At 72.7% G+C, this 15,621-nt stretch carries 14 protein-coding genes and 2 pseudogenes; 3 read left to right on the forward strand and 13 right to left on the reverse strand.

Features of this window, described 5'->3' with window-relative positions; all coding sequences use genetic code 11:
* The first annotated feature begins 93 nt into the window (after positions 1-93).
* Positions 94-1,497 carry a PepSY-associated TM helix domain-containing protein gene (locus ACZ6B1_RS03065; protein WP_468774415.1) on the forward strand — a complete coding sequence of 468 codons (1,404 nt, stop codon included), beginning with the start codon at positions 94-96 and terminating at the stop codon, positions 1,495-1,497.
* A 52-nt stretch (positions 1,498-1,549) separates the two neighbouring features.
* Here ACZ6B1_RS03065 and ACZ6B1_RS03070 read toward each other — a convergent pair whose 3' ends face one another.
* The 7 genes from ACZ6B1_RS03070 to ACZ6B1_RS03100 all read right to left on the reverse strand — a co-directional run bounded on the left by ACZ6B1_RS03070 (position 1,550) and on the right by ACZ6B1_RS03100 (position 7,785).
* Positions 1,550-1,897 carry a tetratricopeptide repeat protein gene (locus tag ACZ6B1_RS03070; RefSeq protein ID WP_468776005.1) on the reverse strand — a complete coding sequence of 116 codons (348 nt, stop codon included), beginning with the start codon at positions 1,895-1,897 and terminating at the stop codon, positions 1,550-1,552.
* A 92-nt stretch (positions 1,898-1,989) separates the two neighbouring features.
* Positions 1,990-2,286 carry a hypothetical protein gene (locus ACZ6B1_RS03075; protein WP_468774416.1) on the reverse strand — a complete coding sequence of 99 codons (297 nt, stop codon included), beginning with the start codon at positions 2,284-2,286 and terminating at the stop codon, positions 1,990-1,992.
* Positions 2,287-2,394: 108 nt separating this feature from the next.
* Positions 2,395-3,264, reverse strand: a complete 870-nt coding sequence (locus tag ACZ6B1_RS03080) for a carbohydrate ABC transporter permease (RefSeq protein WP_468774418.1) — start codon at positions 3,262-3,264, stop codon at positions 2,395-2,397.
* Positions 3,261-4,226: a carbohydrate ABC transporter permease gene (locus ACZ6B1_RS03085; RefSeq protein ID WP_468774420.1), complete on the reverse strand. Its 966-nt coding sequence runs from the start codon at positions 4,224-4,226 to the stop codon at positions 3,261-3,263. Before ACZ6B1_RS03085 ends, ACZ6B1_RS03080 begins: the two co-directional genes overlap by 4 nt.
* Positions 4,220-5,569: an ABC transporter substrate-binding protein gene (locus tag ACZ6B1_RS03090; protein WP_468774422.1), complete on the reverse strand. Its 1,350-nt coding sequence runs from the start codon at positions 5,567-5,569 to the stop codon at positions 4,220-4,222. Before ACZ6B1_RS03090 ends, ACZ6B1_RS03085 begins: the two co-directional genes overlap by 7 nt.
* Positions 5,566-6,546 (reverse strand): GNAT family N-acetyltransferase, encoded by a 981-nt coding sequence (locus tag ACZ6B1_RS03095; RefSeq protein WP_468774424.1) that lies wholly within the window; start codon positions 6,544-6,546, stop codon positions 5,566-5,568. Before ACZ6B1_RS03095 ends, ACZ6B1_RS03090 begins: the two co-directional genes overlap by 4 nt.
* A gap of 42 nt (positions 6,547-6,588) precedes the next feature.
* Positions 6,589-7,785: an exo-beta-N-acetylmuramidase NamZ family protein gene (locus ACZ6B1_RS03100; protein ID WP_468774425.1), complete on the reverse strand. Its 1,197-nt coding sequence runs from the start codon at positions 7,783-7,785 to the stop codon at positions 6,589-6,591.
* Between the two features lie 141 nt (positions 7,786-7,926).
* Between ACZ6B1_RS03100 and ACZ6B1_RS03105 the strand changes: the two are divergent.
* Positions 7,927-8,034: pseudogene (locus ACZ6B1_RS03105) on the forward strand (universal stress protein); the annotation flags it as partial.
* A 304-nt stretch (positions 8,035-8,338) separates the two neighbouring features.
* Positions 8,339-8,572, forward strand: a complete 234-nt coding sequence (locus tag ACZ6B1_RS03110) for a hypothetical protein (protein WP_468774427.1) — start codon at positions 8,339-8,341, stop codon at positions 8,570-8,572.
* 232 nt (positions 8,573-8,804) lie between these two features.
* Here the strand turns inward: ACZ6B1_RS03110 and ACZ6B1_RS03115 are convergent, their stop codons facing one another.
* The 6 genes and pseudogenes from ACZ6B1_RS03115 to ACZ6B1_RS03140 all read right to left on the reverse strand — a co-directional run bounded on the left by ACZ6B1_RS03115 (position 8,805) and on the right by ACZ6B1_RS03140 (position 15,578).
* Entirely contained in the window at positions 8,805-9,842 is a 1,038-nt protein-coding gene (locus tag ACZ6B1_RS03115) for a C40 family peptidase (protein WP_468774429.1), read from the reverse strand.
* 282 nt (positions 9,843-10,124) lie between these two features.
* Positions 10,125-11,489 (reverse strand): alkaline phosphatase, encoded by a 1,365-nt coding sequence (locus ACZ6B1_RS03120; protein ID WP_468774431.1) that lies wholly within the window; start codon positions 11,487-11,489, stop codon positions 10,125-10,127.
* A gap of 553 nt (positions 11,490-12,042) precedes the next feature.
* Entirely contained in the window at positions 12,043-13,878 is a 1,836-nt protein-coding gene (gene acsA / locus ACZ6B1_RS03125; RefSeq protein WP_468774433.1) for an acetate--CoA ligase, read from the reverse strand.
* A gap of 200 nt (positions 13,879-14,078) precedes the next feature.
* Positions 14,079-14,258, reverse strand: a pseudogene (locus tag ACZ6B1_RS03130) (P-type ATPase actuator domain-containing protein); the annotation flags it as partial.
* 44 nt (positions 14,259-14,302) lie between these two features.
* Complete coding sequence (locus tag ACZ6B1_RS03135; protein WP_468774435.1) at positions 14,303-14,701, reverse strand: CBS domain-containing protein; 399 nt, start codon at positions 14,699-14,701, stop codon at positions 14,303-14,305.
* Positions 14,702-14,792: 91 nt separating this feature from the next.
* The gene (locus ACZ6B1_RS03140; protein ID WP_468774437.1) at positions 14,793-15,578 is read right to left on the reverse strand and encodes a SpoIIAA family protein; all 786 of its coding nucleotides are present in this window, start codon (positions 15,576-15,578) and stop codon (positions 14,793-14,795) included.
* Positions 15,579-15,621: the final 43 nt, after the last annotated feature.

Below are 15,621 nucleotides of genomic sequence, written 5' to 3' on the forward strand. Positions count from 1 at the left end.
CAGGTCACCAGCACCCCGGGGAACTCGGTGCCCTTCCGGCCCGACTACTGGACCGTCACCGCTGGAGAACCGCCCCCCGAAAGAAGCCCGCCGATGTCCACCGCTCCCTCGCCCACCAAGGACGAGGCCCCCTCCCCGGCCCGCGCCCCGGGCCACTGGGCCCCGCTGCGTCCCCTCGTCCTGCGCCTGCACTTCTACGCCGGACTGCTCGTCGCCCCGTTCCTGCTGGTCGCCGCCGTCACCGGCCTGCTCTACGCGGGCTCCTTCCAGGCGGAGGAGATCATGTACCGGCATGAGCTGACGGTGCCGGCCGGCGAGCGGGAACTGCCCGTCTCCGCCCAGGTCGCCGCCGCCCGCGAGGCCCACCCCGAGGGAACCGTCGCGGCGGTACGGCCCGCGCCCGAGACCGGATCGACCACCCGGGTGATGCTCTCCGGCGTCAAGGGCGTGGACCCCGACCACACCCTCGCCGTGTTCGTGAACCCGCACACCGGCGAGATCCGCGGAGCGCTCGAACAGTACGGCTCGACCGGCGCCCTGCCGCTGCGCACCTGGATCGACGAACTCCACCGGGACCTGCATCTCGGCGACACCGGCCGGCTCTACAGCGAACTCGCGGCGAGCTGGCTGTGGGTGATCGCGGGCGGCGGACTGGTGCTGTGGTTCTCCCGGCGGCGGGCGCTGCGCAGGCTGCGCGGCACCGGCGGCCGGCGCCGCACCCTCGGCCTGCACGGCACGGTCGGTGCCTGGACCGCCGCCGGGTTCCTGTTCCTGTCGGCGACCGGCCTGACCTGGTCGACGTACGCCGGCGGCCACATCGGCGACCTGCGCACCTCGCTCGGCCAGGCGACGCCCACGCTGTCGGCGGCCGTGAGCGGCGGCGAGCACGCGGGTCACGGCGCGGCGGCCGGCGCCGGCGGCACCGCGGAGCACGGCGTGGGCCTGGACCGGGTGCTCGCGACGGCCCGGGCCGAGGGGCTGAGCGGCCCGGTGGAGATCGTCCCGCCGGCCGACGCCGGCAGCGCGTACGTCGTCAAGCAGGTGCGGCGCGACTGGCCCGAGAAGCAGGACTCCGTCGCCGTCGACCCCGCCACCGGCGAGGTCACCGGCGAACTGCGGTTCGCCGACTACCCGGTGCTCGCCAAGCTGACTCGCTGGGGCATCGACCTGCACACCGGCGTCCTCTTCGGACTCGCCAACCAGATCGCTCTCGCCCTGCTCGCCCTCGCCCTTATCGTGCTGATCGTGTGGGGCTACCGCATGTGGTGGCAGCGGGGCCGGGGCTCCGCCTTCGGCCGCCCGGTCCCGCGCGGCGCCTGGGCCCAGGTGCCGCCGTACGTCCTCGTACCGGCGCTGGCCGCGATCGCCGTCCTCGGCTGCTTCGTGCCGCTGCTCGGCATCCCGCTGGCCGCCTTCATCGCCGTGGACGTGGTCCTCGGAGAGATCGCCCACCGGCGTGGACGGCGCACGTACCGCAGCGCGCCCGGCGTGAAGTAGCGCGAAGGGCCCGGTTCCCGCACGGAACCGGGCCCATGGACGGCACCGCCGCTCACTCCTCGGGGAAGTCACCCACGAGCGCCGCGGCGATGCGCAGATGCGGGGCCGCCTCGTCGTGCCGGGCCTGCCGCTGGAGCGTACGGCCCAGCATCAGCCGGGCGTAGTGCTCCACCGGGTCCCGCTCCACGATGATCCGCAGCTCGGCCTCCGCACGGCGAAGCTGGGCCGAGTGGTAGTAGGCGCGGGCCAGCAGCAGCCGGGGCCCGGTCTGCTCCGGCACCTCCTCGACCAGCCGCGCCAGCACCCGCGCAGCGCCGGCGTAGTCCTCGGCGTCGAAGAACAGCCTCGCGCGCTCCCAGCGCTCGGCCGGGGTGCCGTGGTCGTAGTACGTGGTCTCCACTCGCGTCTCCACTGAATGACCTCCTTCGGCGGCCACAACGGAACGCGATAGTTCAATATTCCATTACCTCGGCACCGCGCCCGACGGACCGCTCAGGGGCGTGCCCACTGCCGGTCGTAGCGCGGGACCGTGGCGCCGCCGCCGGCCCGCACGGCCTCGACCACCGCCTGGTGCAGGTCCCGGCTCTCGGGCTGCGAGGAGCAGGGCACCGGGCTGCCTGTCAGCGTGTACCACTGGGAGGTGCCGGTGTACTGGACCTGCACGACGGCCTGCTTGGCGTCCCAGCTGGTGTGCACGGTCAGGTCGCCGGTGACGATCCCTGCCTCGTCGGTACGGACGCCTCCCGGCCCCGTGAAGACGCCCTGCGTCGTCCAAGATGTCTGGACCATGATTCCGGCCTCCCTCGTGAACGCGGGCGCGGCTCTTCCTCCGGCGGCCCGCCTCCGCTCGGATCCAGTGTGTGCCCACTCCCGGCGGACGGCCTGTCGGGAGGCCGGTCACTTGAGGCCGCTGAGCATGACCCCGCGGATGTAGTACTTCTGCAGCAGCAGGAAGACGGTCAGCACCGGCAGGATGCTCAGCACCAGGCCTGCCATGACGATGGGCATCGTGCGGGACGGGTCCACGTAGTCCTGCAGGAGCTGGATGCCGACGGGCAGGGTCATCACGTCCGGGTCGGCGGTCGAGACGAGCAGCGCCCAGATGTACTCGTTCCAGGCGTCCACGAAGGTCAGTAGCCCGAGCGTCACCACGACCGGCTTGGTCTGCGGCACCACGATCCGCCACCACACCGCGAACTCGCCCGCCCCGTCGATGCGCGCGGCCTCCAGCACCTCGTCCGGGATCGAGACCATGAACTGGCGCATCAGGAAGATCCCGAAGCCGTTGACGAGGAACGGCATGGTGAGCGCCACGATGCTGACGGTCAGGCCGGCGCCGCCGCGCCCGAGCAGGTCGTTGCCGCCCGCCAGCGGCCAGTGCACCAGGATCAGGAAGTGCGGGATGAAGAAGAGGAACGGCGGGAACATCATCGTCGACAGCACCAGGCGGAAGACGAAGTCCCTTCCGGGAAAGCGGAGTTTGGCGAGCGCGTACCCGGCGAGCGACGAGGTGGCCAGCACCGATCCGGTGATCACGGCGGTGGCGACGACACTGTTGCGGAAGAGCACCGGCAGGTCGAGCTGCTCCACGGCCGCACGGTAGTTGGACAGGTCGAACGCCTTCGGCAGGAACCGGTACGGCAGGGTGCCGGACTCGCCCGGTCCCTTGAAGGACGTCATCACCATGTCGAGGAACGGCACCATGGTGAGCACGGCGCCGCTCAGCACCAGCAGGTACGACAGCCACGGGAAACGGCGGCGGATCACGCGTCCTCCCCCTTGCGCCGGAAGAGCAGCAACTGCAGCAGGGTGACCACCAGGACCACGAGGAACAGCACGAAGGCGGCGGCGCTCGCGGTGCCCCAGTCGCCGTGGCTGAAGGCCTGCCGGTACATCTCCAGCGCGGCGACAGCGGTCGCGTCGCCCGGCCCGCCCTTCGTCATCACGATGATCAGCGCGAACGACTGCAGACCGGTCAGGAACTGGGTCACGCAGACGAACAGCAGGGACGGCCGCAGCAGCGGCAGGGTGATCCGGAGGAAGACGGTGACGGGCCCGGCGCCGTCGAGCGCGGCGGCCTCGTAATAGGACCCGGGGATGGACTTCAGCCCGGCGGTCAGGACGAGGATCGCGGTGCCGACCGAGGCCCAGGCCTGGACGACCACGACCGAGGGCAGCGCGGTGCCGGGGTCCTGCAGGAACGCCACCGAGCCGAACCCGACGGCGTTGAGCGCGCCGTTGACCAGCCCGCCCGGCTCGTACATGTACTTCCACACGTTGCCGACGGCGACGACGGTCGTGACGATCGGCAGGAAGTACAGGGTGCGCCACAGCCCCTGGAACCGCAGCTTGTCGATGCAGGTGGCGACGAGCACGGAACCGGTGAGCGCGAGCGCCACCGTGCCCAGCGCGTACAGCAGCGTGTTGGTCAGGACCGGCGTCAGGAACGTCGATCCGTCCGCGAAGAGGCGGGCGAAGTTGTCCAGGCCGACCGGCTCGATGTCGCCGAGGTCGAATCCGGTCCAGTGGGACACCGACAGCAGCAGCGCGAAACCGAGCGGCAGGAACAGGAAGACCGCGAAGAACAGCAGCGTCGGCGCCAGGAAGAGATAGGCGACGGCGGTCTGGCGGCGCCGGGTCCGCCCGCGGCGTCCGGCGGCGGAGGGCCCGGTGTACCGGGTGCCCGGGTCCGCCCGCCCGGCCGTCTCCGGAGCCAGCGTGTTCACCATGAGCGCGACACCTCCTGGTCGACCTGCCGTCGGGTGGTGCGCAGCGCCTCGTCGACCGACCGCTGACCGGTCCACAGCGCCTCGATGTTGCTGCGCAGCAGCGACTTGGCCTGCTGCGCGCCCGGCACGTTCGGCTCGGGCACCGCGTACGCCAGCGCGTCCAGGAACGGGCGCAGATTCGGATCGCCGCCTCCGCTCAGCAGGGTCCGCATGTCGTCGGCCCGGCCGGTCAGGGAGCCGACCGACACCTGCAGAGCGCTCATCCGGGTCGCCGACGCGCCTCTCCCCGCGCCCTTCACGCCCACCTTCTCGGTGTTGAGCCAGCGCAGGAACTCCCAGGCCTCACGGGGGTGTTCGCTGGCCGCGTTGACCCCGAGCATGAAACCGGTGGAGAGGGTGGCGCGCCTGCCGTCCGTGTCGGGCACCGGCACGGGCGCGACGCCGACGTCGCGGTAGCCGGCGCCCATCAGCTCCTTGAGGCTCCCGGTCCACCAGCCGGCGCTGATCACCATGGCCACCTGCCCGGAGGGGAACGCCTTGTAGACGTTGACGCCGGGCGCGCTGGCGCCCGTGGCGACGAGCCGGTGCTCCAGGTCGAACACGGCCCGGCCGGCCGCCGAGTCGATGGCGGTGCGCCTGCCGTCCGCGGAGACGAACCTGCCGCCGGCGGCGTTGAGCAGAGCGAGGGTCTGGCCGACGGTGGTGGAGTCGTCGTAGGTCGACAGGCCGAACCCCTGCACCAGCGTGTTGCCGTACCGGTCCCGCCGGGCGGTGCGACGGGCCGCCTCCTCCAGCTCCCGCCAGGTGCGCGGCGGTCCGTCGAGGCCGGCCGCGCGCAGCAGCCGCTTGTTGTAGTAGAGCGCGTAGGTCTGCGCCTCGGTGGGATAGCCGTAGACCCGGCCGCCCACCGAGGCGGCACGGACCGCCGCCTCGCCGTAGCCGCGGCCGATCTCCTCGGCGTGCTGGTCCGGCGCGGGCCGCAGGACGCCGGCCCGGACGAGCTGGCCGTTCCACAGGCAGTACGGGTGGAGGATGTCGGCGCCCTGGCCCGCGGCCTGCCGGACCATGAAGGTGGTCAGCAGGTCGGTGAACTCCACCGCTTGGGTGCGCACCTTGACCCGGTCGTGCGTCGCGTTCCACTCGTCGACCGGACCCTGCAGGGCCTGCTTCAGCTCCCCGCTCGCGTAGTGGGAGAGCAGGGTGAGCTCGATCGGGTCCCCGGGCCGGCCGGTGCCCCGGTGCGGGGCGGCGCACCCGGAGGCGAGCAGCGCCGAGGGGAGCGCGAGGGCGAAGTGACGGCGGCTCAGCCCGCCCGCCGGCCCGGGGCGGCGGGCGGGTGTCATCGGGCGGCCTCCCGGCGCAGCACCCGGAACACCCGGGTGCTGCTGAAGCCGGCCTTGCGGTACAGGTGGCCCGCCGGTGACCGGGCGCCGGTCCACAGGAACCACGCGGAGTGCGCGCGGCGCGCCCGCATCCGCTCCAGGACCAGGTGCAGCAGGACCTCGCCCAGTCCGCTGCCGCGCATCTCCTCCCGGACACCGATCGGGCCGAAGCGCTCGTCCACCGCGTCGAACGCCCCGTGCATCGCCCAGCCGGACATGCGCCCGGCGGGATCCCGGGCGACGACGATCCGGTCGAGCGGCGTGCCCGCGGTCAGACACGCCCGGATCGTGCACGCCCAGTCCGGGCCGAAGCGGCCGCCGGCGAGCGCGAGGAGGTCCACCAGGTCGTCGTCGGACGGAGTGGTGAACCGGTGTCCGAGGGCGGTCAGTTCGTCCAGCCGGCGCGCGACGTCGTCGGGGAGGTGGTAGCCGACCAGGCCGCGGTGCATCGCCGTCGCCTCGTACAGTGTGCGGAAGCCCAGGGACTCGAGCAGCGCGGCGGCCCGCGGGTAGGCCTCGGCGTCCAGGCCTGGGAGGACGTAGTCGGGGGTGTACGAGGAGAAGTCCACCCGAGTGCGGCCGTGACCGTGCAGCCAGTCCAGCGCCTCGGTCAGCAGCCCGCGGCCCAGACCTCGCCCGCGGGCGGCCGGGTCGACGAAGAAGAACGGGATCCAGCCCTGCTCCGGCTCCAGATCGGTGCCGGCCAGCGGCGTCAGCCGGCGCACCGCGTAGGCGGCGCCGACGACCCGGCCGCCGTCCACGGCGACCCGGAGCCCCTCCGGGTCGAAGTTGGGGTCGAGCAGCACCAGGGAGCGGAAGCGGTCCGCGGTGATGGCGTCGGCGGGGGCGCTCCGGCGCCACGTCTCCACGAGCGGCGGTCCGTCACCGGCGCGGAAGCCCCGGATCGCCGTCCGTGGGGTCGTCGTGAGATCGGTCATCGACGGGGTCGTCCTTCCCGGTGTCAGGAGTGGTTACCGGTGTCAGCGGTAGAGCAGCACGTCGTCGCCGGCCCACCGGCCCGGCTCCGTCGGCGGATCGCACAGCGCCGACGGGTCCCCGCCCGCGTCGACGGCGCGCCGCAGCCGGTCGGACCCCCACAGCAGGTCGATGAAGGGACGGCGGCCGGTCTCCGGCGGACCGCCGTCCGGGTCGTGCCAGGCGAAGTCGTCCGGGTACAGCCGGCGCAGCGTCGCGAGCATCGCGACGGCGGTGCGCACCGGAGCGAACGCCCCGGGACCGGTGAGGTGGAGCTGCACTCCGCGCAGCGTCCGTCCGGCGTGCTTGTGGAAGGCCGGTACGAACCGCAGATCACGGAAGCGCACGCCCGGCAGGGCGAGTTCGGCGAGCGCGGGCGCGAACCGCGCGTCGATGTAAGGGGCCCCGACGATCTCGAACGGCTGAGTGGTCCCCCGGCCCTCCGAGAGGTTCGTGCCCTCGAACAGGCAGGTGCCGGGGTAGCAGACGGCGGTCCGGGGCGTCGGGATGTTCGGCGACGGCGCGATCCACGGCAGCCCGGTGTCCTCCGCGCCCATGGCGCGCCGCCAGCCGGCCGCCTCGATCACCGTCAGCTCGGCCGCTCGGCCCGCCGCCCGGGGCACGGCCGAGGCGTTGAGGAACCGGGCCAGTTCACCGCAGGTCAGGCCGTGCCGAACGGGTACCGCCGCGCGTCCGACGAAACTGGCCCACGCCGGGTCGAGCAGCGGCCCCTCGCTGACGGCTCCGCCGAGGGGGTTGGGCCGGTCGGCGACCACGAACCGTACGCCCGTGCGGGCCGCCGAGACCATCAGGTCGAACATGGTCCACACATAGGTGTAGAACCTCGCCCCGATGTCCTGCAGGTCGTACACCAGGGCGTCCACGCGGCTGTCGCGCAGCAGTTCGTCGAGGCGTTCGCCCGCGCACCGGTAGGTGTCGTGGACCGGCAGCCCGGTGTCGGGGTCCTTGCCCGCGGCCTCGCTCTCGCCGGCCTGGCCGGTCCCGTGGAGCCCGTGCTCTGGACCGAACAGTGCGGTCAGTCGCGCGCCCGACTCCAGCAGCGCGGGCGCGGCGGGACGCAGATCGGGCAGCACACCGGTGTGGTTGGTCACCAGCCCGAGCCGGCCGGGCCCGGCGAGCCCGGGCGCCGCGTGCAGCCGTGCGATCCCGGTCGTCACCGCGACGCGGTCGTCCGTGCTCATCCCTGGGCCCCGTCTGCCGGTGACATCTCGATACGAATGCCCGAAATCTACTGGTATGTCATGACGATTGGCAATGATCTGCCATCGGGTCGCGCCGCCCCGTCCACGCGGCCCGGCGCAACCGGCCGAAGGAGGTCGAGCATGCCCCGCACCATCACCGTCGGCGTGGACGGTTCCCCCGGCTCCCTGGCCGCGGCCGACTGGGCCGCCCAGGAGGCCGGGCGCCGGGACGTCCCGCTGCGTGTCGTCCACGCCGCCCGGCAGCCCGCCGAGGAGGACGGCGTGCCGGCCGAGGCCGTGGCACGGATCGCGCGCCGCCACCCGGAGCTGTCCGTCGACGGCGACCGCCTCGCCGCCGAGCCGGTCTCCGCGCTGCTCAACGGAGGCCGGGGACGCCGGGCTGCTCGTGCTCGGCTCGCCCGGCGCGGGCGGTGTCGGCGGCCTGCCGGGCGGTCCGTAGCGCTCGCCGTCGTGGCCCGGAGCCGGCGGCCCGTCGTCCGCGACCACACCTGGCTCCGTCGAAGCGGCGACCCGCACCGGCTACCGCGACGTGGTGCTGGCCCTCGACGTCAAGGACCCGTGCGACGAGGTCATCGAGTTCGCCTTCGAGGCGGCCCGGTCGCGGCGGGCCCGGCTGCGCGCGGTGCACGCCTGGCAGTCGCCGCCCGCCTTCGGCCTCGGTCCCGGTGACATCGCCCTGGTGGACGACCCCGGCCGGGCGGAGGAGTGGCAGGGCTTCGCTTCCGCCGTCCTCCAGGTTTGGCGGGACGAGTACCCCGAGGTCTAGGTCGGGAGACGGTCGTACGGGAGAAGCCGGCCACCGCGCCGGTACGGGCCGCGTCCGGCGCGAGCCTGCTCGTCGTGGGCCGCCACCTCACCGGCCGGCCGGCGCTGGTGCGTACGGGGCCCCCGCCACCCACGCCGCGATACGCCACGTCGGCTGCCCCGTGGCCGTCGTACCGCACCACTGAGCGGGCGGCGGGCCACAGGGACGCCGCGGGTCATCGGGTGAAAGCGGGTCAGACCCGGACGCCGAACATGAACGGCCCGCCGATGGTGTCCATCGACTCGTACCGTACGACCGTGCCGGTGCGAGGGGCGTGCAGCACCTGGCCGTTGCCGGCGTAGAGGCCGACGTGGTGCAGGTCGTTGAAGAAGAAGACGAGGTCGCCGACCTGGAGCTGGCTGCGGGTGAGGCGCGTGCCGTAGTTCGCCTGGGCCTCGGAGGTGCGGGGTATGGAGACGCCGGCCTGGGCGTAGGCCCAGGAGGTCAGGCCCGAGCAGTCGAAGGAGGACGGACCGGAGGCGCCGTAGACGTACGGCGTGCCGATCTTGCTCTGCGCGGCGGAGAAGGCCGCGGCCGCCCGGCCGGAGGCGGAGGAGTCGTTGCCGAGGTCCACCCGGTCGCTCGCGGAGCGGTTGGCCCGCTGCTGCTCGGCGGCGAGGGCCGCCTTCTCCTTGGCCGTCAGGGTGTTGAGCAGCTTCTGCGCCTCGGCGAGCTTGCCCTGGACTTCCTTCTTCTTGTTGCCCAGCTCGGTACGGGTGGCGGCCAGGTCCTTGAGCTTCCCGGTGGCCTCGGCGCGCTCCTGGGCGAGTTCGCGCTGTTTGTCCTGGATCTTCTTCAGCGCCTCGACCTGCTGGCCGCTCAACTGGTCGAGCGTGGAGGCCTTGTCGAGGTAGTCGTCCGGGTCGGAGGACAGGAAGAGCTGGACCGAGGGGTCGATGCCGCCGGAGCGGTACTGGGCGGTGGCCAGCGAACCCAGGCCGTCGCGGAGCTTGTTGAGCTCCTCCTGGCCCCGGGCCACGTTGTCCTGGATGGTGGAGATTTCCTTCTGCAGCTTCTGCTGCTTCTCCTTGGCCCCGTTGTACTTCTCGGTGGCCTGCTCCGCCTGCTCGTAGAGCTTGTCGACCTTCGCCTTGACCTCGTCCTTGCCGAGCTTCTCGCTCGGCGCGGCGTTGGCGGCGTTCGCGCTCAGCGCGACGGCGGCGGCTGCCGCGGTGGTCAGCACGGTGACACGCGTGCGGCTGGGCTGCTTGGGTCGACGGTGGGACGCCACGAGGGACGGTCTCCTTGCTCCTTCGGCCGCCTGCCGGGCACACGTCGGTGGGCGGGCCCCTTCGCCGTCACTCCTGCTGAGTGATCGCCTGAGCGGGGGCTGGAGCACGACCCTAATGACTTTCCTATGGATAGATCAAATGTTTGCATGGCGGGCGCCGTTCGCCTTGCGTGGCCCCGGGACGCCTGGAGGGCGTGCCGTCGGCCGGACGGCACGCCCTCATGCGGGCGTCGCCGCGGGGGAGTTGATGGGCTCCGCCGCAGCCGCGGCCCCTGCGTGGGTTCAGCGCAGGCGCAGCGCCTCGCGGACCGTGGTGAACAGGTCGGTCTGGTCGGTGACGCCGAGGACCCGGTAGGCCAGCGGGCCCTGGGCGGCGATACGGACCTCGGTGCCGGTGTGCTCCTGGGACTGGCCCGGGGTGTTCGTCGAGTAGTTGACCTTGAGGTGCTGGCCCTCGTCGGTGACCAGCGTGGAGGACAGGCCGGGCGGGGTGGCCTCCAGCGGCACGATCTGGCTGGTGTGGCCGTGGTCGGCGGTGGTGACGACCAGGGTGTCGGGGTGCTTGGCCGCGTAGGCGCGGGCCACCTTCACCGCACGGTCGAACGCCGCGGTCTCACCGATCTGGCCGCACGGGTCGGCGGCGTGGTCCTGCTTGTCGATCGAGGCGCCCTCGATCTGCAGGAAGAAGCCCTGCTTCGAGTGCTTGGCCCGCTGCTTGGCCTCCAGCAGCTGGATCGCCTTGGTGGCGGAGTCGGCGAGGCTGGGGGTGCCGGACGGGCGGTTCGGGTTGGAGGTGACGCACCGCTGCGGGGCCGTGCCGCCGACCGCCGCCGCCTTGCCGGTCCACTCGGTGGCCACGTTGCCCGGAGCGAAGAGGCCGAGGACCGGCCGGCCCGCCTTGGCCGCCTTCATGGAGGCGTCGTCGGTGACGACCTGGTAGCCCAGCTTCCGCGCCTGCTGAGTGACCGTCAGGCCCTTGTACCTGCCGTCGGTGACGGCCTGGTCGAAGCGCTGCCTGCCACCGCCGAAGAGGACGTCGACCTTGTGGCCGACCTCCTGCTCGGCGATCGAGCCCGGACCGCCGGCGGCGATCGTGTCGCCGGGGCACTTGGCCATGTCGGCCGGCCCCTGGCAGGAACGGTCGGTGGCGTGCGAGGCGAGCACGGCCGGGGTGGCGTCGGTGAGTTCGGCGGTGGTGACGTCGCCGGTGGCGTAACCGTTCTTCTGCGCCAGCTCCAGCAGGGTCTTCACCGGCTTGTCGGTGCCCGGGGTCTTGGAGATACGGCCGTTCACCGTCTTCACACCGGTGGCCCAGCCCGTGCCGCTGGCGGCGGAGTCGGTGACGTAGTCAGGGGTGCCGTCGGCGTGCACGGCGTAGGTGGTGTAGGCGCCGGTGAGCGGGAACCTGTCCATGTTCAGGCGCCCGGCGGCGCCCACGGTGTAGTCACGGGCCAGGGTGATCTCCGAGTCACCCATGCCGTCGCCGATCAGCAGGATGACGTTCTTCGCCTTCCCGTCCTGGATCGCGTTCCGCGCCTGCTCCTTGCCGCCGGAGGCGCCGGCGGCGCTGGTGATGGCCACGGCGGCGGTGGTCGCGGTGACCAGCGCGGTCGCGACCGTGAGGCGACGGCGGGTGGCTCTGTGCATGAGATGGCTCCTTGAGGCGTCCGGTGATCGGAAGCGGGTCCGACGCGGACCAGATCACCAGGCGCCGGCGAAGCACAGGTGAACCACCGGTCGTGTGCACGTATCCAGGTCATGACACGCGGTAGCTCATGAACCAGTGGGTGTCGAAGTAGCGGGCCATCGTGTAGGGATGGTGCGGGTCCACGAGGATGCGGCAGACGAAGCTCCGCCCACGCCCGTATGGTCACGGCCCGGCCCTCGAAGGGCACGAGGAGGGCCGCGCCCGTCGACTCGTCGACCGTCGGATCGGTGAAGCCGCGGAGGACGGGGGTGCGCGGAACGCCGTACCTGCCGCCGAGGAGCTCGGTCAGTTCATGCACGTCCAGGTCGCCGGGCAGGTACATGTGGCCGTCCCCCGGCCCGAGTCGGGCCAGCAGGTCGTCGACGGTCGCTTGCGTGAGCTCTATGCCGGACAGTGAAGCGCACCGCACTGACAACGGACGCGCGAGACGAGGGGTGAGGGGCGGTCAGGACCGGGCGGCGGGCCGGGGTGTGCGCCGGGATCGGGTGGTGGTCATCCGGACCGCTCCGTCCTCGCCGTGGCGGACGGCGCCTCGGGGGCGGAGTCCTCGAGCGTGGAGACGTCGCCCTCGGGCAGGCCGAGTTCCCGTGCGCGCAGCAACCGGCGCATGACCTTGCCGCTGCGGGTGTGCGGCAGTCGCTGGTCGAAGGCGATCTCGCGGGGCGCCACCGCCGGCCCCAGCCTTCGCCGGGCGAAGGCCAGCAGTTCCCGCCGCATCGTGGTGGTCGCGGCGAAGCCCGGCCGCAGGGTGACGAACGCCTTGACGATGTTCCCGGCCACGGGATCGGGACGGCCGATGACCCCGGACTCGGCGACCGCCGGATGCTCCATCAGGGCGCTCTCGACCTCGAACGGCCCGACGAGGTGGCCCGCCGACGTGATGACGTCGTCGGCGCGCCCGACGAACCAGTACCAGCCGTCCGCGTCGCGCCGTACCAGGTCGGCGGTCAGGTACCAGCCGTCCGCGAACGCCGCGGCGGAGCGCGGCTCGTCGTGGAGGTAGCCGCGGAACATGGACGGCCAGCCGGGCCGCAGGGCGAGCTCACCCTCGACACCGGGTTCCTCCAGCACGGTGACGTGCCCGCCGGTGACGTCCGCCCGGCCGTCCTCACCGCGGCGCAGCACCGCCGCCTCCACCCCCGGCAGCGGGCGCCCCATCGAACCGGGGCGGATGTCGCAGGCGGCGAAGTTGGCGATCATGATGGCGCCGGTCTCGGTCTGCCACCAGTTGTCGTGCACCGGCAGCCCGAGCACGTCCCGTCCCCACATCACCGCCTCCGGGCTGAGCGGCTCACCCATCGACGCGATGAACCGCAACGCGCCCAGGTCGAAGGAGCGCGGCAGGTCGAACGGCCCCGTCCTCGGCGTCGTCCGCATCAGCATGCGCAGAGCCGTCGGCGCCGTGTACCAGACGTTCACCCGCTGTTCGGCGAGGATCCGGTACCAGCGGCGGGCGTCGTAGTCGCCCTCGTCGACCACGACCGCCACGCCGTGCATGAGCGGGGCGGTGATCCCGTACGACGTCCCGGTCACCCATCCCGGGTCCGCTGTGCACCAGTAGACGTCGTCCTCGTGCAGGTCGAGGGCGTACAGCGCCGACGTGTAGTGGGCGACGGCCGCCTCGTGCACGTGCACGGCGCCCTTGGGAATGCCCGTCGTACCGCTCGTGAAGTGCAGCAGGGCCATGTCGTGCGGCGAGGTCGGCGGGATGGTGAAGGTGTCGGCCGCGCCGGCCATCAGCCCGGCGAGGGAGAGGGTGCCGGGCAGCTCGTCCGCCCCGTCGCCGACGATCAGCACATGGCGCAGGACGGCGAGGTCGCGGCGTCGCCCGGCGATCTTCCTGCGGTACAGATCCGCCGTGGTGACCAGCACCTGCGCGTCGCTAAGCGTCATCCGCTGGAACACCGGGTCCGGTCCGAAGGCCGAGAACAGCGGGCACAGGACACTGGTGTTCTTCAGCGTGCCGAGCACCACGGTGTACAGCTCGGGGCAGCGCCCCAGCAGCGTCACCACCCGGTCGCCGTGCCCGATGCCGAGGGCCCGGAGCACATGGGCGAATCGCGAGGTCGACCGCGCCAGCTCGCCGTAGGTCACGCAGGTGACGGAATCGTCCCGCCCGACGCAGCGCAGCGCGACCGCCGTGGCCCGGTCCGATGCCGCGTGCCGGTCCACGGCCTCGTACGCGATGTTCAGCCCCCGCTCACCGGGCAGCCCCCGCAGCCCGCCCCGGGCCGCCCGCCACGAGAAGCTCGCGCACTCCTCGTCGTAGTCGCGCAGATGGGGGGCGGTGCGCGGCGCGCCCGTCTTGCGGACGGTCTCCCATGGCATGCCGGCCCCTCCTTCCTTCGGGCCCGCTTCGACCATCCGCCCCGACCGCCCAGTCCGCACAGGGTCGAAGGGCCCCCTAACAGGACCGGACGGCGCGAGGCCACGGCCGCCCTCGCGGCATCCGGGCGCTCCCGGTCGCCGCGGGCGACGGGATCGCTCTCGCCGGTGAGCGCGGCGTTGTTGACGGCGGCCTCCTGGGCCTCGACCAGCCGGCAGCCGGCCGGTACCGCGTCGCCGGCCTCCAGGATCACCAGGTCACCCGGCACCAGCTCCCTCGCGGGCAGCTCCCACCGCACCGCGTCGCGCAGCACGGGACAGGTGTGCGGCCGCCAGACATGGCCGTGGCTCACGGGGGCCCGCCGAGCGGGACGAGTGCTCATGCCCGGCTCTCCTAGGGAGGTCCTGGCGGCTCGCGCAGGACGCTTCAGGCGACCGGGCCCAGCAGATCGGCGAACCGCCGGAAGACGTCGAGGAAGAGGTCGTCGATGGTCAGCACGCCCACCACCCGGCCCGCCTCCAGGACCGGGAGCCTGCGGACCCCGGTGCGGCGGAACGTGCGGTAGGCCGACTGAAGGTCGTCGGTGGCTTCGACCGTGACGACGCCCGGTGACATCACCTCCTCCGCCCGGGCCTGTACGCCCAGGCCACCACCCATGCCGCGCACGGCGAGATCGCGGTCGGTGACGATGCCGCGCAGCGCTCCGTCCTCGGCCACGAGGACGGAACCGACGGCGGAATCGGTCATCCGCCGGATCACCTCGGCCAGGGACTCGTGCGGGGCGACACACACCGGGGGAGCGGTCATGACCTCGGCGACCTTCATACGACGGCTCCTTGCTGTCCGGTGCGGAGCACCGGCCGGGCGCCGGACTTCCGCCTCCCGTGTCCGCAGCCGGACCGAGCGGCCCCGTCGGTCAGTCCGCCGCGGGGGTGTCCGGGGGCGTGGCGGGGTCGCGGCGGGGCGGGGCCGAGGCCCAGGCGACGGCGTCCTCGAGTTCGCTGTACTCGAACCGCCGTACTTCGGCCCGGACGAAGTGGTTCGCGAGATGGGGCGCGAGTTCGGCGAACCTGCTGTCGGCGGCCAGCGCGATCCGCCTGACCCTCCGATGGTGGTCCCGGACGAAACGAACGTGCCGGAGCAGCCCCTTGATGTTCTCCCACCCCGGGAAGGCGCGCGCGTGCACCACGACGCCGTCCAGTGCGTCATGGGTGTCGAGCCAGTTGTCCACGGTCCGCGCCAGCGCGTCGAAGTCCTGGACGCGCAGCGGCTGATCGACCTCGATCACGACGACCCCGGCCTCGGACCGGAGCTGGTGGGACACGCCGGGGCCTTCGGGCAGGGAGGTGAGCCAGCGCAGCGCCTCCTCACGGTCCGCGCAGCCGTAGACGCGTACCGGACAGGGCATCAGGAAGCTCGCGAGCCGGGTCGACTCCCGGATCCAGCGGATGTCGCTGACGACCGCGCAGCCCTCGAACAGGCGCATGGAGGCGACGCCCACTTTGAGGTCCTCCCACCCGGCCGACGGCCTGTACGACCCGAACTCCGGGCCGCATTCCCACAGGAGCCGGATACGGCGGCCCTCCCTGCGCGCCTCGTCGAGGAGCGGCTCGATCACGGCTTCGTAGTCGTCCTTCGTCACCGTGCCGATCGCCTTGACCGCGTCGACTCCCGGGGGCGCGTCCTGGGCTCTTTCCAGCATGGCGTGCCTTCTCTCAGGTCGGCCCGGACCCACCGCTCAGCAC

It is taken from the genome of Streptomyces sp. NPDC041129 (genome assembly GCF_055592265.1).

Bases quoted from the DNA above. Each gene is read 5' to 3' on its own strand.
- ACZ6B1_RS03140 (WP_468774437.1), bottom strand. From the start codon at position 15,578: ATGCTGGAAAGAGCCCAGGACGCGCCCCCGGGAGTCGACGCGGTCAAG.
- ACZ6B1_RS03100 (WP_468774425.1), bottom strand. From the start codon at position 7,785: ATGAGCACGGACGACCGCGTCGCGGTGACGACCGGGATCGCACGGCTG.
- ACZ6B1_RS03065 (WP_468774415.1), top strand. From the start codon at position 94: ATGTCCACCGCTCCCTCGCCCACCAAGGACGAGGCCCCCTCCCCGGCC.
- acsA (WP_468774433.1), bottom strand. From the start codon at position 13,878: ATGCCATGGGAGACCGTCCGCAAGACGGGCGCGCCGCGCACCGCCCCC.
- ACZ6B1_RS03095 (WP_468774424.1), bottom strand. From the start codon at position 6,546: ATGACCGATCTCACGACGACCCCACGGACGGCGATCCGGGGCTTCCGC.
- ACZ6B1_RS03090 (WP_468774422.1), bottom strand. From the start codon at position 5,569: ATGACACCCGCCCGCCGCCCCGGGCCGGCGGGCGGGCTGAGCCGCCGT.
- ACZ6B1_RS03085 (WP_468774420.1), bottom strand. From the start codon at position 4,226: ATGGTGAACACGCTGGCTCCGGAGACGGCCGGGCGGGCGGACCCGGGC.
- ACZ6B1_RS03075 (WP_468774416.1), bottom strand. From the start codon at position 2,286: ATGGTCCAGACATCTTGGACGACGCAGGGCGTCTTCACGGGGCCGGGA.
- ACZ6B1_RS03135 (WP_468774435.1), bottom strand. From the start codon at position 14,701: ATGAAGGTCGCCGAGGTCATGACCGCTCCCCCGGTGTGTGTCGCCCCG.
- ACZ6B1_RS03120 (WP_468774431.1), bottom strand. From the start codon at position 11,489: ATGCACAGAGCCACCCGCCGTCGCCTCACGGTCGCGACCGCGCTGGTC.